Origin of the sequence: Devosia sp., from assembly GCF_041917035.1 — a bacterium.
Lineage (GTDB): Bacteria > Pseudomonadota > Alphaproteobacteria > Rhizobiales > Devosiaceae > Devosia_A.
Map to the genome: position 1 here is coordinate 1 of NZ_JAYRYM010000076.1, position 15,435 is coordinate 15,435.

A 15,435-nucleotide genomic window follows, 5' to 3' on the forward strand; every position below is an offset into this window, starting at 1 on the left:
TCATTGTTTGCGCAAGTATCGGAACCTGTCAATCGCACCGGGGCGGAAAATCGCGTTCGCGGGACGGAATCGCGGCGTCGCTTTCCGGCGCAAAGTGCTCGGTATCGACGCATCTCTATTGAAAGCTTCGCGCTTGCTCGCTAACCATCTGATGTTCGCCGCAAATCATTGAATACGCATGCGCGAGGCGGCGTGGAGAGCAGTTCGATGGTAGGAAGACTGGCGCGAGCGACCTCGTTCGATGTGGCGGCCCTGGCCGGTGTTTCCCAATCGGTGGTGTCGCGGGCCTTCACGCCGAACTCGCGGATTGCCGACACCACGCGGGAGAAGGTCCTCGAGGCCGCCCGCAAGCTCAACTATGTGCCGAACTCGATTGCCAGCAGCCTCACGACCAAGCGCACCAACATCGTGGCGCTCATCCTCGGCAACCTTGCCAACCCGTTCTACGTACACGTCCTGCACGCCTTCTCGAAGCGCATGCAGGACGACGGTCGTCAGCTGCTGGTGTTCACGGTGGATCCGGGCGCCGACAGCGACGAGGCCATCCTTCACGTGCTCAGGTACCAGGTCGATGGCGTGATCCTGACGGCGGCGCAGCTGTCGACCCGCATGATCAGCCTGTGCCACGACCGCGGCATCCCGATCGTTCTATTCAACCGCTACATCCCCGGCAGCGACGCCTCGGGCGTGCGCTGCGACAATGCGGCGGGCGGACGGCTGATCGCGGAGGCCTTTCTGGCCGCGGGCGCGAAGAGTTTCTCTATGATCACCGGCGACCCCAAGGGAACAACCAGCCAGGACCGCGTCCGGGGATTCGTCGATCGGCTGCTCGAGGACGGCATCAAGCGCCGGGACATCGTGGAGGTTCCCGGCAACTCGTCTTACGAAGGCGCAGCAGCAGCAGCCCTCCAGATCTTCGGCGACAGGTCCCGTCCGCGTCCGGATGCGCTGTTCGGCATCAACGACATCATGTCGATGGGTGCGATGGACGCACTGCGTTCCGAACTCGGTCTCGGCGTTCCGGACGACCTGATGGTCGGCAGCTTCGATGACATCCCGGAGGCCAGCCGCGCACCCTACCAGCTGACCACGGTTCGGCAGCCGATCGAGGAGATGGTGGAAGAGACGCTCTCGATCCTGCATCTGGATGCGCCGAGCCAGCCGATCGAGCGTGGGCTCGATCGCCCGATCAGGGGACGCCTGGTCTGGCGCAACACGATTCCGGTGCCGCCGGAGCGACGGTTTGCCGAAACCGAGGACGCATAAGGAACAGGGCCCCGGAGGGCCCTGTGGTGCCGGCTACTCGGCCGCCTGCTTGCGTTCAGGCGGGGTGTAGCCGAAATCGAAGGGTGGAGCCTCGCCGCGTTCCTCCATGCGGAGCTTGCGCAAGTGCCTGGTTGCCTCGAGATCCGGCTGGTTGTCGGCCGTGAGCTTCACGCCATAACCCTCGTCGGCCTGCCGGGCCGAGACAAGGCCGTACCGCACGTCGCGCGCAACGATCGCCGGATCGCGCAGCAGGGGATCGCCCCAGCCCCCCGAGCCGGCGGTGCGGTAGATGATCCGGTCGCCGGGCCCCACCTTGAGGTTGTCGATCTTGGAGGGAATGCGCGTCGGCTCGCCGGCCCCGGCCTTCAGCACGAGCTTACTCGACGTGCCGCCGTGCAGGCCGCCATTGATTCCCCAGGGCGGCACCACTTCACGATCGTCGTGGATCGACACCGAGCCGGCCTCAAGCAGGCGATAGACCTTCTCGATGCCGGCGCCGCCGCGATGCAGCCCCGGACCGCCGGAATCCCTGATCGGCTTGTAGCTCTCGACCAGAACCGGGTAGTAGTTTTCGATGTACTCGATCGGCGTCGCCGAGAACAGCGGCCACCAGGCGTGGCCGTCGAAGCCATCGCCTTTGGGACGGCCCGGCACGCCGCCGAAGAGCAGTTCCATCAGCTGGAAATACTTGCCGTTGCCGTCGGTGCCCGAGAAGATGAAGTGCGGGCTGGTGCCGTAGCCGGCCGCCATTGACAGTTGCGGCACGAACTTGCCCAGAGCGCCCGCCTGGCAATCGAAGAAGCGCGTGTGCGTGTTCAGGCGATTCGACAGGGCCGCCGGGAAGCGCGGGTTGAGCAGGCTGCCCTCGGGCAGGACGATCTCGAACAGGTCGTAGAAGCCCTCGTTGAACAGCACGGAGGGGTCGAACGACATGATCATGTAGACGCCGAAGAAGAGCTTGCAGAGCCCTTCATGGATATGGAAGTTGATCGGGCCCTCGGCCTGGTCGTCCGTACCCGTCCAGTCGAACACGGCGATGTCGCCGCGCCGCGAGATGGTCAGCGTCATCTTGAACGGACCGTTGCCGAGACCATCGTCATCGACATAGTCGGTGAAGCTCACCGGCTCCTCCGGAATGTACTTCCGGATCACTTCGCGCATCGCTTCCCGCGTACGCTCGAGGAGCATGTCGCAGGCCGTCATGTAGGTTTCCCGACCGAAACGGGCGCAGAGTTCGCGCACACGTGTCGATGCCGTCCGGCACCCGGCGATGAGCGCCATCAGGTCGGCCCGGTTCATGTCCGGCGTGCGGGTGTTGTTGAGCATGATGTCGAGCACGCCCTTGTTGAGCACGCCCTTGTCGTAGATGCGCACCGGCGGGACGCGGATGCCCTCTTCCCATATGGTGCGGGCATTGGCCGGCATCGAGCCGGGTACGGTACCGCCGGTATCGACCATGTGGCCAAAGATCGACGAGAACCCGACCAGCACGCCTTCGTGGAAGATCGGCATCATCACGCACCAGTCATTGTTGTGCGAGATCGAACCCTTGCAGGCATAGGGGTCGTTCCAGACGAAGATGTCTCCCTCGTTGATGTCCCCCTGGAACTGCTCGACGATGGCCGGAATGTAGGAGCCGAACTGGCCCACGATCATCTGGCCGCGCTCGTTGCAGATCATCGGAAACTCGTCGTGCTGCTCGCGGATGACCGGCGACAGCGAGATGCGCACAACGACACCGTCCATCTCGAAACGTGCGTTCTTGAGCGCGTTCTCGATGATGTCGAGCGTGATCGGATCGACCTTGGCGGAGGCCTTCTGAGTTGCCATGGCGCTCACTTCCCCTTCGAAACCGGCCAGATCAGGATGTTGCCGTGCTTGTCGATCTCGGCGTAGTGGCCGGGCAGCAGCACGGTGGTCGTGTCGTACTGGCGAATGATCGCCGGCCCGTCGACGCGCGCGCCGACCGCGAGCCTGTTGCGGTCATAGTGCCGCGTTTCCTGCCAGGCGCCGTCGAAGTAGCCGGGGCGGGTCTCGATGATGGCCCCCGCCACATCGCCGCTGATCCCCTCGTGCGGGGCCTCGTCCACCGGCTGGGTGGCACCGCGCGCCACGATGCGCAGTGCGACCAGTTCGACGGGAACGTGAAACCTCACGCCGTAGAGCTGCTCGTGGATGTTGTGGAAATCGGCAAAGGTCTGCGCAAGCGTCCCCTTCTCGCGCACATCGGCCGCCCTGACCGGCACCGACACCTCGAATCCCTGCTGCTCGTAGCGCAGGTCGAGCGAGTAGCTGACCGACGCATCGGCCTCGGCGACTTCCTGCTCCTTGAGCCAGGCCTGCGCCTTGGTCTCGAGATCGGCGAACCGACTCCACACTTCGCCCGGGTCGAGCCCGACTGTCGAACGGATATAGGTCTGCACGAACTCGTTGCGGAAGTCGGCCTCGAGGAAGCCGAGGGCGCAGAGCACCCCCGGGTTGGGAGGGACGAGCACCGGATAGCAGCCGAGGAGCGCCGCTACGGCGTTGGCATGAAGCGGACCGGCGCCACCGAACGCGACAATGCCGAATTCCCGCGGGTCGAGGCCGCGCTGCACGGTGATGACGCGCAGGGCGCCGAGCATCACCTCGTTGGCAATATCGATGATGCCCTTGGCGGCATCCTCCGGCGAGAGGCCGAGTTGGGCACCGACCCGAGTGACGGCAGCGCGGGCGGCCTCGACGTCGAGCGTCATGTCGCCGCCGAGCAGCAATGGAGGCAGGAAGCCGAGCACCACGTTGGCATCGCTGACGGTCGGTTCGGTGCCGCCCCGTCCGTACGACACCGGCCCGGGACGGGCGCCGGCACTCCGCGGGCCGACACGGAGGGAACCGGTCAGTTCGGAGACGTCGGCGATGGAGCCACCGCCGGCGCCCACCGAGCGCACGTCGAGCGTCGGCACCTTGGCCGGGAACATGCCGACCTCGGTGGACCGCGAGATGGTCGCTTCGCCGTCGATGATGACGGCCACGTCGGTGGACGTGCCCCCCATGTCGAAGGCGAGCAGCTTCGAGAAGCCCGAGCGACGCGACAGCATCATGGTCGAGGTGACGCCCCCGGCCGGTCCGGACAATACGGTGTGAACGGGACGCTCGGACGCGGCCGCGGCGCTCATGAGGCCGCCGTCGGAACGAACGATGTGCAGCCGGGCGGTGACGCCGTTCTGCGCCAGACGATCCTCGATGCGCGACAGATAGCGCTTCATGATCGGGCGGACGTAGTCGTTCATCACCGTGGTGATGGCCCGGTCGTACTCCCGGAACTCGGGCAGGATATCGGAGGACAGCGACACCGGAATGTCGGGATAGCGCGCCGTGACAATATCCCGGAGGGCCCGCTCGTGCGCCGGGTTGGCATAGGAATGCATCAGCGAAATGGTGAGCGCCTCGATGCCCGACGAGCAGAGGTCGTCGATCAGCGCGGCCGCGCGCCCGAGGTCAAGCGGCCGGACGACCTCGCCCCGCGCGTCCATCCGCTCGGGGATGCCGCGGGTGTCGGCAAGCGAGGCCAGCGGATCCGGCTTGTCCATGTTGATCCAGCCGAACAGCGGACCCGGGGTCCAGGCCTTGGCCAGGTGCAGAGTGTACTCGAACCCCTCGGTCACGAGCAGACCCACCCGGGCGCCCTTGCCCTCCAGCACGGCGTTGGTCGCGACCGTGGTGCCGTGCAGAATGAGGTCGATGTCGGAGGGCGCGATGCCTGCCTTCTCGCAGATCAGCCTGACGCCCTCGACCACGCCGATCGACTGATCCTCGGGCGTGGACGGCGTCTTGGCCTGGAAGGTGCGCCGCGTTTTCTCATCGTGCAGCAGCAGGTCGGTAAACGTGCCCCCCACATCAACACCCAGTCTCATCGATTGCACCCCCGCATAGTCATCCCTTCAAGTCGACGCGACAGAGCATGTTGCATGCGCATTCATTACACTCTAGATTGTCTCTCGCGGTTTCCGCAATAGCCAACTTAACGCCTCGCCGGAGACCCTGCGGGTCGGGTACGAGGCAGTCGTTTCCTCACGTCCGAGGACTGCATCTTCACCTCATGGCCGCGCGCACGCTCTACGAGAAAGTCTGGGATCAGCACGTCGTCAGGACCTATGGGGACGGGAGTTCGCTGCTCTATGTCGACCGTCACCTGGTGCAGGAGGTGTCCAGCCCCCAGGCCTTCGCCGGTCTCGATCAGGAGGGCCGGAAGATCAGGCGTCCCGAGGCTCACCTTGCGGTCGCAGACCACGCCGTGCCGACGCGCCTCCGGCACCTGCCGCTGCCCGAGGGACTGGCCAGCAGCCAGGTCTCGCGCCTCGTCGCGAACTGCCGGAACCACGGCATCCGCTATATCGACATGCGCGACGACCGGCACGGGATCGTGCATGTCATCGGCCCCGAACTCGGCTTCACGCTGCCCGGCGCAACGCTCGTCTGCGGCGACAGCCACACCTCGACCCACGGCGCCTTCGGAGCCATCGCCTTCGGCATCGGAGCAAGCGAATGTGAATGCGTATTCGCGACCCAGACCCTGCGTCAACGCAGGCAGCGCACGATGCGCGTCTGGCTGACGGGCCGACTGCGGGCGGGGGTGACCGTCAAGGACATCATCCTGGCGTTCATCAGCAAGGTCGGCACCGATGGTGCTGTGGGCCATGCGATAGAATATGCGGGGCCGGCCATTGCCGGGCTGTCGATGGAAGCGCGGATGACGCTGTGCAACATGTCCATCGAGGCGGGGGCGCGGGTCGGCATGGTGGCACCCGATGAGACGACCTTTGCCTATGTGAAGGGCCGTCCGCTTGCGCCGACCGGCGCAGACTGGGACGCCGCCGTATCTTCCTGGCGCGCGCTGGCCACTGATGCGGGGGCGAGGTTCGATCGCGAAGTGGCGCTCGATGTCTCGGCCCTGGCCCCGCAGGTTTCCTGGGGCACCAATCCCGGCGAGACCGCGCCCATCGATGGCATCGTCCCGGACCCCTCGAGCGAGCCCGACCCGGTCCGGCGCGCGAAGATGGAGCGGAGCCTGCGATACATGGACCTGACCCCGGGCACGGCGTTGAGAGACATCACCATCGATCGGGTCTTCATCGGATCGTGCACCAACGGTCGAATCGAGGATTTGCGGCTTGCGGCCGCCGTCGTCAGCGGGCGGAGGATCGCTGCCGGGGTCGAAGGCATCGTGGTCCCCGGCTCCGCCACGGTGCGGCTTGAGGCAGAGGCCGAGGGACTGGACCGGGTCTTCCGCGAGGCCGGGTTCGAGTGGCGCAACTCGGGCTGCTCCATGTGCGTCGCCATGAACGACGACCGGCTCAGGCCGGGCGAGCGCTGCGCATCGACATCCAACCGCAACTTCGAGGGGCGTCAGGGTCAAGGTGGCCGCACGCACCTGATGAGCCCCGCCATGGCCGCGGCCGCCGCAGTGGCGGGTCGACTGGCAGATGTGCGCGAACTCGGGCCGATCGCCTGATGGACAAGTTCGAACGTCTCAAGAGCGTTGCCGCTCCCCTGCCCGAGGCCGACGTCGACACCGACATCATCTTTCCGGCCCGCTTCCTGCTGCTGCTCGACAAAGCCGGCCTTGGCCGGCACCTGTTCCACGAGCGCCGCCATCCTCCGGACGGCGCCCGCACCGACTTCGTGCTGAACCAACCGCCCTACGACGAGGCACGCATTCTCGTCGCCGACGCCAACTTCGGATCGGGCTCCAGCCGGGAACAGGCGGTCTGGGCGCTGGCTGACTTCGGAATCCGTTGCGTGATCGCTCCGAGTTTCGGCGAGATCTTCTACAACAACTGCTTCAAGAACGGCCTGCTGCCGATCGTCATGACCGGTGATCGGCACGCACAGATCATGGCAGCGGCGCGGTCGGGCGGCGAATTCGCGATCGACCTCGAGGCGCAAACCATCCTGCTGCCGAACGGTCCCGCGATGCCGTTCGAGATCGATCCCTACCGTCGGCGTGCGCTGCTGTTCGGCCTCGACGAAATCGGCAGTATCCTTGCCGACGATGCCGAGGCAATTACCGCATTCGAAGCTCTGCAGCGACGTGAAGCGCCATGGCTGCATCTCGATGGTGGCCGGCTCAACCGGCTGTTCCCCCCCTCCGAGGACCAGGACCCATGAGCGAGGATCTTTCCAGCAACTACAAGGGCGCCTTCGGCAAGCGCATCGGGTTCGGCAAGCGGCCCGCCCTCATCCTGATCGACTTCGTCGAGGCCTACTTCAATCGCGGGTGTGCGCTCTTCGCCGATGCCCGCCCTGCGCTCGATTCCGCCATCCGTCTGCGGGCCGCGGCACGGGAAGCCGGTGTGCCGGTCATCTACACCAACGTCGTCTACAACAAGTCGGCGCTGAACGGTGGCCGGTTCTACCAGAAGTCGATGACCCTGCATAACTTCATCGAGGGCAACCCGATGGGCGCCTGGCCCGAGGGTCTGGTCCCGGCCGATGATGAACTGGTGATTTCCAAGCAGTATCCGAGCGCCTTCTTCGGCACCTCGCTGGCCTCGACGCTGACGACGCTGGGCATCGATACGCTGATCCATACGGGCGTTTCCACCAGTGGCTGCGTGCGCGCAACATGCGTCGACTGCTGCTCGTACGGCTTCATCCCGATCATCGTGCGCGATGCGGTCGGCGACCGTCACCCCGCACCGCACGAGGCCAACCTGTTCGACATGGACGCAAAATACGGAGATGTCGTCCGCGAGGACGAGGTCGCCGCCTATCTCAAGACACTGGGAGCCAGCATCAATGGCTAAGAAGAGCCTCCGCACCGCCCTCCAGTCCGGGCAATTCGTCGCCGCGCCCGGCATTCACGACATGCTGACCGCCGTGGTGAGCAACAAGGTCGGGTTCGACTTCGTCTATGCCTCCGGTTACTGGATGACTGCCTCGGCATACGGCCTGCCCGACGCCGGCATTGCCAGCTATACCCAGATGCTCGACCGGGTGGCGACGCTCTGCCGCACTGTCGACGCCTCGGTTATAGCCGATGCCGACACCGGCTATGGCGGCCTGCTGAACGTGCACCACACCGTGCGCGGCTACGAGGAGGCCGGAGTGGTCGGCATTCAGATCGAGGACCAGGAATTTCCCAAGAAGTGCGGCCATACGCCCTTCAAGCGGGTGGTGCCGATCATCGATATGGTCGAGAAGGTCAAGGTTGCCGTCGAGGCACGCCGGAGCGCGGAAACGCTGATCATTGCCCGCACCGATGCCCGGCAGACGCACGGCTTCGAGGGAGCGCTTGAGCGAGGCCTCGCCTATGCCGAGGCAGGCGCCGACGCCGTCTTCCTCGAGGCGCTGGAGAGCGAGGACGAAATGCGCGAGGCCTGCCGGCGCATCGGCAAGCCGATGATGGCGAACATGGCCGACGGCGGCCGCACGCCGATCCGTTCGGCGCAAGAACTGGCGGATATCGGGTATTCGCTGGCCATCTTCCCGTCGGCGACCGGCCTCGCTGCCGCCCGTGCCGTTGAGAATGCGCTCAATGTTCTCAAGACCGAGGGGACATCGAACTCGCCGAACTCTCCACTCTTCAGCTTCGCTGAGTTCAATGGGCTGATCGGCTTCAACGAGGTCTGGGAGTTCGAGCGGCGCTGGGCCCGCAACGACCGGGCGGCGGTCGAATGAGCAGGGTTGCCTGCATCGGGGCCGGCACGGTCGGGCGGGCCTGGGCCGTCGTTTTCGCCCGGGCCGGATACGAGGTGGCGCTCTACGACGCCCTTCCAGGCGAGGTGACCGAACAGGCCATACCGGCGGCCCGCCGTTCGCTCGAGCTGCTCGCCGAGTTCGGCCTGATCGACGAACCCGTCGACACAATCATGGCGCGCCTGCACCCGGCCACGTCCATCGCAGCGGCCGCGGCCGGCACGGTGTATGTGCAGGAAAGCGTGCGCGAGGACCTGGACACCAAGCGCGCCGTGTTTTCCGAGATCGCCGCCGCGGCTCCCGCCGATGCCATTCTCGCGTCGTCCACGTCGGCCCTGCCCGGCAGTGATTTCCTCGGGCACATCCCCTCGCCCGACCGCGCGCTGGTGGTCCACCCGGTCAACCCGCCGGCCTTCATTCCCCTGGTCGAACTCTGCGCCACCCGCTGGACGTCGCCCAAGACCGTTGCCGCCGCGCGGACCCTGATGTCGGATGCCGGCATGCGCCCGATCGTGCTCAACAAGGAGATCGAGGGCTTCATTCTCAACCGGCTGCAGTTCACCCTGGTGGCCGAGGCGATGCACCTTGTGGGCGAGGGCTATTGTTCGGCCGAGGATATCGACGCCGTGCTGACGGATGGGCTGGCACTCAGGTGGGCCTCCGCCGGTCCGTTCGAAGTCGCGCACCTCAATGCCGTGAACGGTTTGCAGGGCTTTGTCGACCGGCTCGGGCCGATGATGAAGCGCATGGGAGAGCTGGCCCGGACCGACTACGACTGGACCCCGGCCCAGGTTGCCGACCTCCACAGCGCGATGGCCAAACGCGTCCCGGTCGACAGCATCCCCGACCGACAGGCCTGGCGCGACCGCCGCATCCTTGCAACCCGACGGATGAAACGGGATACCTGACAACCGGCAACCGGGCGCAACCAATTGGTCGCCGGCCGATTGCCCTCGGGCGCCGATCAGCCGCGACGACCGGGAAACAGACGCAGCCACTTCCGCGCCGGGCGGCGGGGCGGGGCAAAGCACCAGGCAATCTCGTTGGCCACGTTGATCGGATAGCGGGCGGCACCCCACAGTCCGTAGCGGGAAAGAAGAAAGATCCGCGCCCGTCTTTCGTTCTCGGGGACTTTGCTGACGCTCGTGTCGCTTTCGAAATAGTCCACGAGCGCCTCCGGCAGCCTTTGCAGCCGATGCCGGTATGCGACCCGCAGCAGAAGCTCCAGGTCCTCGAGGCTCTTCATCTGCTCGCGAAAACCACCCGCCTCGATGAGCACCTTCTTGTGCAGAACGCAGCTCTGGATGCCCAGACCATAGGTCTGGTACAGCGAAGGGCGCTCGTCGAGGAATCGGCCGGTTTCCAGGGTGGGGGCTTCGATTGTGAGGCTGTGGCCGGCGAGGAAGCGTCGTTCCAGGTCGCAGTAGACACCGACGGCCTGCGGGTGCCGATCGAGCCAGCGGAGCTGCATTTCGAGCTTGTGCGGGTGCCAGATGTCATCGGAATCCTGAAATGCGACGAGGGGCGCCTCGCTTGCCTTCAGGCCGATATTGCGGGCTGCGGCCTGCCCGCGGTTTGCGGCCAATCGGATGTACCGCAGTCTCTCGTCATCGATCGCCCCAACGACCTCGGCCGTGTCGTCGGTTGACCCGTCATCGACAACCGTGACCTCGAGATGCCGATGACTCTGCTCCAGTACGCTGACGATCGCTCGGCGGAGCGTCGGGGCGCGATTGAACGTTGGCAGCACGACGCTGACGAATTGACCACCCACGGCGGGCCCCCGGCGAAATTGACAAGAGCAATCAACATGCTGTCAATTCGGCCTTCAAGCGAGAAACGAGCGCCTCGGGGGGAATTCGGGCGTGACTACCGTCACCATCTGTATCGCGACCTACAAGAGGCCGGCGAGCCTCGGCAAGCTGCTCGACTCGCTCGTAACGCAGAGCGATGCCCCCCCGTTTGAGGTCGTGGTGGTGGACAATGACCATGAGCAGTCGGCCAAGCCCGTTGTGGATGCGGCCCGAGACGGCCTGCACGTTCGGTACCTTGTGGAGCCGAGGCGCGGGCTGGCTAAGGTTCGGAACCGCGCCGTCGCTGCCTCTTCGGCGACGTTTCTCGCATTCATCGACGACGATGAATGGGCCACGCCGAAGTGGCTGGCGAGCCTGTTTCGCGTGGCCGAGGATACGACCGCGGACGCGGTGATCGGGCCAGTCAGGATTGTCTTCGGGCCGGATACACCTGCCTATATCCAGCATTGCCGCCTGTTTGCGGAATCGACGCTTCCGGATGCCGCTATCGTCCCGTGGTATGCGACGCGCACCAGCAACGCGCTGGTCCGCAGGCAATCGCTGCCTGATCTCGAGGCGCCGTTTGCGGCCGAGTATGATTTCAGCGGAGGCGAGGATGTCGATCTCTTCCGCCGGATGATCGATGCCGGGGCCGACGTGCGGGCGTCGTCCGGCGCGCTGGTTTTTGAACACCGCCCCGGCCGCCGCGCCAACCTGTGGTGGGTCCTGAGGCGCTCCATCCGCAACGGCGCGACCATTGCCGATATCGAATGGCGGCATTTCTCAAGGGGCGTGAAGCTGAACAAGGCCCTGGCGTCGATGCTGCGTGCTCCGATCCAGATCCTTCGGGCCGCAACGGTCTGGCGTCGGGATCGCATCGCCGGATTGCACCACCTCATCGATGCAGCAGAGGGACTTGGCCAGCTGGCACACGTGCTCGGCCTAACCATCGAAGAGTATCGGAAGCCGGCATGACGTCTATCGGTGCCAGGCCGTCGGACGTCATCGGGCGACCGTTCTGGTCGGTCATGATCCCCGTCTACCGGCCGAATGTGGAGTTTCTCCGCCAGGCCATCGCGTCCGTGTCGGGTGCGGCAGGCCGAGAGTCGATGCAGATCGCGCTCGTCCAGGATCAATCGGACCGGCCGGACGAGCAGGGCCTTGGGACGCTGATCGAGGAGTGCCGGGATCTCGGGGTCGAGGTCTTCGCGCCGATCGGCCGGCTCGGGATCGGCGCGAACTGGAATCGCTGCATCGACCTGGCGCGCGGCCAGGTGGTCCATATCCTTCATCAGGATGATCGTGTTCGTCCCGGTTTCTACGGGGCAAACGAGGACGCGCTGACGTCATCCCCCTCGCTTGGCGCCAGCTTCACGCAGCACGCCTTCATCGCCTCGGATGGAAGCGTCCTCCGCGAAGGGCAGCTTCGCCGCGATCAGGCGGGCGTGCTTGACGACTGGTATGAACACATCGTGGCCAACCTCGCGATCCAATGCCCGGCCATCGTGGTGAAGCGCCGGGTCTATGAGCAGCTGGGAGGCTTCGACACGACGTATCGCTACTGCCTCGACCGGGCGATGTGGCAGCGTATCGCGGCGTCGTTCCCGGTCTGGTTCGAGCCGCGCGTGCTCGCCGAGTACCGCGTCCATGGGCAAAGTGCGTCGGCGGCGATGGTCGAGTCGCTGACGCCATGGCGGGAAGTGCGACGGTGCCTCGCCGAGGGGCTTCGGCTCGTCGCGCCCTCGGCCCGCACCCTGGTGGCGCGAAGTGCGCACTTTCACCTGGCCCGCCTCGCGCTGACCGAGGTCGGCCAGTCCATCGGAAGCCGGCGCTGGCGGGCAGCGCTGGCGGGGCTGGTCGGGCTGGTTTCGATGACGCGTCCGACCGACTACCTTCGCGTCATCGCGAAGACCTATCCCCGCGCACCCCTGGTACGGAACAAGCCCGGCGGAACCGATGAGCCATCCCCTCCGCGCAAGCGGGTCGTCCTGGTCACCGAGTTCTTTCCCAGCGACCCGAAGACCAGCGTGTTCGGTGCCTTTCTTCGCCTCCGGAGCCTGCTCGAGGGACTCGGCACTGTCGGCGAACTGGACATCGTGTTCTACTGGCCGCCGGGGTACGATGCGACTGCGACCGAGGAAAGGGCGTGGGACGCGCAGGTTCGCTCGCTCTGGCCGATTTCCGGCGAGATTCGCTTCGTGCGTTGCGGCCGGAGAACAGCTCTCGTCGACGGGGTGACCGACGCAATCTGGGCCCTCCGCGGAGCGGTCGGCTTCTTCGAGCCACGTCCATCCATGCGAACCAGTTCGCGCCAACCGGTCGCCCACCTGCGCCGAGTGCTCGCGGAGCTTCAGCCGGACCTCATCCTCGCTCACAGGCTAGGTGTTGGCGCCGCGCTGCTTCGTGTCGGAGCGCCGATGGCGCCAGTGGTCGTCGACATCGACGATCTCGAGCACGTGAAGATGGGACGACTGGCGAGATCGCTTCCGTTTGGCCGCAGGCGGGTTACAAAGCTCGTGTGGTCGGCGGTGGCCCGGTACGCAACCCGGCAGGTCGCCCGCATTTCGGCGCGTCTGCTCGTCACATCCGAACTGGACCGGGGCAAGCTGCAGAAACTGTGCCCGGAGACGCCTGTCGTCGTCATTCCAAACACCGCGTCCACCGTGACGAGGACGCAAGTGGCCCATTCGGCAAGGCCCGTGGCGCTGTTTGTCGGAACGCTCGACTATCCGCCCAACGCAGAAGGCGTGACCTGGCTCATCGACACTGTCTGGCCCTCTGTCCGCCGAGCCTTGCCCGAAGCCCGCCTTGTGATAGCGGGCGCAGGCAAGGAGCACGTTGGCGCCAACGCCGCCGAGAGGGTGGAACTGCTCGGCTTCGTCGAGGACCTGGGACCGCTCTACGAAGCGGCCCAACTGACCGTTTGTCCGATCCTGCGGGGCGCCGGTACACGCATCAAGATCGTAGAGGCCGCGCTCAACGGCAGGCCGACGGTGAGCACCTCGGTCGGCGCGGAGGGCCTGTCCTTCGTGGGCGGCACGGAGATCTTCCTTGCGGACGATCCCGAAGAGTTCGCGCGGTCCTGCATCGCCTTGCTGCGCGATACGGAATTGTCCAACCGGGTCGGCCAGGCCGCCCGACAAAGAGCGATGCTCGCCCACGACAGCTTACGAGTGACCGAGGCACTCGCGGTTACCTGCCGGGAGGTTCTGGCAGACGCCTCGCCTACCTTTGCCCCAGAGTTGCAGTGATGGTCGTACAGCAGAACGCAAACCGGGGGCGGCATCTCGTCTTCGTCGGCGGCACCAGCGAACCGGGTGGCCTCCACATCCACATGGCGGATGTTGCCCAGGCCTGTGCAGACCTCGGCCTTCGGGTCACCATCGTCTGTACCAGCGTCGACTTCTTCTCCGGCCTGATCTCCGATGACCGCGTGAGGATCGTCCGCGTGCCGCCGCTCGAGGGACAGGCACCCCGGAGGTGGCTCATGACCTGGGCCCGCATCCTGCGCACCTGTGCGGGTGGAGACTTCGTCTTCTGCAGGGGACGCTTCGCCGAGACTCGACTGGCCGATCTGGCCGTCGCCCGACTACTCGGACGACGAGTATACACTATTGAGCACAGGCCCTGGGAAGGTGCGTGGCCGTCCCGCTTGTCAAAGACGATCGTCGGGTGGCTCTCCGGCCTTCTGACCCACCGTTCAATCGGCGTTTCGAGCGAGATCGTCGAAGCCGCCAGTCGCGAGTTCTCGTTTCCCGCACGAAAGCTCGCGCTTTGCCAGAACTGGATCGCACCCAGCTTCAAGCCGCCATCCGACAGCGAAAGGGCTGCGGCGCGGGCGGCCGCAAGGGTCCCCCACGGCAGGCTCGTCGTTGGCTATCTCGGCAGACTGGCCCCCGAGAAGCGGGTCGACGCCTTGCTGCGCGCCTTCGCGGCCCTGCCCCGCGGCCTCGACGCACTTCTGCTGGTCGGAGGCGACGGATGGAAGCGCCAGTCGCTGGTCGAACTGGTGGCCGTGCTCGGGGTGACGGACAGAGTCCGCTTCACCGGCTGGACCGCCGATCCGCGGGCTTTCTTTGCCGCATGCGACCTTGTCGTCCTGCCTAGTCTCGTCGAGGGGTTTCCCCTGGCGTTGATGGAGGCCCTCGCTGCTGGTTGCCTCTGCATTGCCCACCCAATGTCCAGTACGCGCGAACTGATCGAAGACGGCTTCAACGGCATTCTGGCCGACCTGGCCGATCCAGCGCACTTTGCCGCTGTGCTGACCGCCACTCTCGAGACGGACCGGCAAAGGCGGGACGCAATGGGCGCGCGGGCGGCGGAGACGCTGGCGTCGCGCTTCTCACGCGAGAGGCGGCTGCCGGCACTGCTGTCGGCCCTCGACTGTCCAATCGGTTCCAGCGCCCTGCCACCGATGCGCGCCCGCGAACTGTCATTCGAGGTGAAGTGACGATGCCTGCCGTCAGCGTCGTGATCCCGACCTACAACCGGGCATCGTTTCTTCCCGCCGCTATCCGGTCCGTTCAGGCGCAGTCGTTTTCCGACTGGGAGCTCATCATCGTCGACGACGGCAGTACGGATGAGTCGTTCCAGCTCGTCGAGCAGTTCGCTCGCGCGGACATGCGGCTGCGGTGGCTGACAAACGGGCGCGGACGTGGTCCGGCCGGCGCGAGAAACACCGGCATTGTCGCGGCCCGGG

General features: G+C 65.8%; 13 protein-coding genes. 10 read left to right on the top strand and 3 right to left on the bottom strand.

The window, feature by feature from the left end; translation table 11 throughout:
• Positions 1-207: 207 nt before the first annotated feature.
• Positions 208-1,266: a LacI family DNA-binding transcriptional regulator gene (locus tag ACE3TU_RS09995; protein WP_374623483.1), complete on the top strand. Its 1,059-nt coding sequence runs from the start codon at positions 208-210 to the stop codon at positions 1,264-1,266.
• 33 nt (positions 1,267-1,299) lie between these two features.
• Here the strand turns inward: ACE3TU_RS09995 and ACE3TU_RS10000 are convergent, their stop codons facing one another.
• Entirely contained in the window at positions 1,300-3,096 is a 1,797-nt protein-coding gene (locus ACE3TU_RS10000) for a hydantoinase B/oxoprolinase family protein (RefSeq protein WP_374623486.1), read from the bottom strand.
• Between the two features lie 5 nt (positions 3,097-3,101).
• Positions 3,102-5,159, bottom strand: a complete 2,058-nt coding sequence (locus tag ACE3TU_RS10005; RefSeq protein WP_374623489.1) for a hydantoinase/oxoprolinase family protein — start codon at positions 5,157-5,159, stop codon at positions 3,102-3,104.
• A gap of 185 nt (positions 5,160-5,344) precedes the next feature.
• Between ACE3TU_RS10005 and leuC the strand changes: the two genes are divergently transcribed.
• The 5 genes from leuC to ACE3TU_RS10030 are packed head-to-tail and all read left to right on the top strand — an operon-like array spanning position 5,345 to position 9,851.
• The gene (gene leuC / locus ACE3TU_RS10010; RefSeq protein WP_374623492.1) at positions 5,345-6,757 is read left to right on the top strand and encodes a 3-isopropylmalate dehydratase large subunit; all 1,413 of its coding nucleotides are present in this window, start codon (positions 5,345-5,347) and stop codon (positions 6,755-6,757) included.
• Positions 6,757-7,413 (top strand): 3-isopropylmalate dehydratase small subunit, encoded by a 657-nt coding sequence (gene leuD, locus ACE3TU_RS10015; protein ID WP_374623495.1) that lies wholly within the window; start codon positions 6,757-6,759, stop codon positions 7,411-7,413. The genes leuC and leuD overlap by 1 nt, the downstream gene beginning before the upstream one ends.
• Positions 7,410-8,051, top strand: coding sequence for an isochorismatase family protein (locus ACE3TU_RS10020; protein ID WP_374623498.1), 642 nt, complete (start codon positions 7,410-7,412; stop codon positions 8,049-8,051). The genes leuD and ACE3TU_RS10020 overlap by 4 nt, the downstream gene beginning before the upstream one ends.
• A complete protein-coding gene (locus tag ACE3TU_RS10025; protein ID WP_374623501.1) occupies positions 8,044-8,925 on the top strand; it encodes an oxaloacetate decarboxylase in 882 nt (293 codons plus the stop codon). Before ACE3TU_RS10020 ends, ACE3TU_RS10025 begins: the two co-directional genes overlap by 8 nt.
• Entirely contained in the window at positions 8,922-9,851 is a 930-nt protein-coding gene (locus ACE3TU_RS10030; protein ID WP_374623504.1) for a 3-hydroxyacyl-CoA dehydrogenase, read from the top strand. Before ACE3TU_RS10025 ends, ACE3TU_RS10030 begins: the two co-directional genes overlap by 4 nt.
• A gap of 56 nt (positions 9,852-9,907) precedes the next feature.
• On the opposite strand, the gene ACE3TU_RS10035 is transcribed toward ACE3TU_RS10030, so the two are convergent.
• The gene (locus ACE3TU_RS10035; RefSeq protein ID WP_374623506.1) at positions 9,908-10,717 is read right to left on the bottom strand and encodes a glycosyltransferase family 2 protein; all 810 of its coding nucleotides are present in this window, start codon (positions 10,715-10,717) and stop codon (positions 9,908-9,910) included.
• A gap of 91 nt (positions 10,718-10,808) precedes the next feature.
• On the opposite strand from ACE3TU_RS10035, the gene ACE3TU_RS10040 reads away from it, so the two are divergent.
• The 4 genes from ACE3TU_RS10040 to ACE3TU_RS10055 all read left to right on the top strand — a co-directional run.
• Positions 10,809-11,711, top strand: coding sequence for a glycosyltransferase family 2 protein (locus tag ACE3TU_RS10040; RefSeq protein ID WP_374623509.1), 903 nt, complete (start codon positions 10,809-10,811; stop codon positions 11,709-11,711).
• Positions 11,708-13,987: a glycosyltransferase gene (locus ACE3TU_RS10045; RefSeq protein ID WP_374623511.1), complete on the top strand. Its 2,280-nt coding sequence runs from the start codon at positions 11,708-11,710 to the stop codon at positions 13,985-13,987. Before ACE3TU_RS10040 ends, ACE3TU_RS10045 begins: the two co-directional genes overlap by 4 nt.
• A complete protein-coding gene (locus ACE3TU_RS10050; protein WP_374623514.1) occupies positions 13,987-15,186 on the top strand; it encodes a glycosyltransferase family 4 protein in 1,200 nt (399 codons plus the stop codon). The genes ACE3TU_RS10045 and ACE3TU_RS10050 overlap by 1 nt, the downstream gene beginning before the upstream one ends.
• Before the next feature lie 2 nt (positions 15,187-15,188).
• On the top strand, positions 15,189-15,435 hold a 247-nt coding region (locus ACE3TU_RS10055), incomplete at its 3' end, for a glycosyltransferase family 2 protein (RefSeq protein ID WP_374623517.1).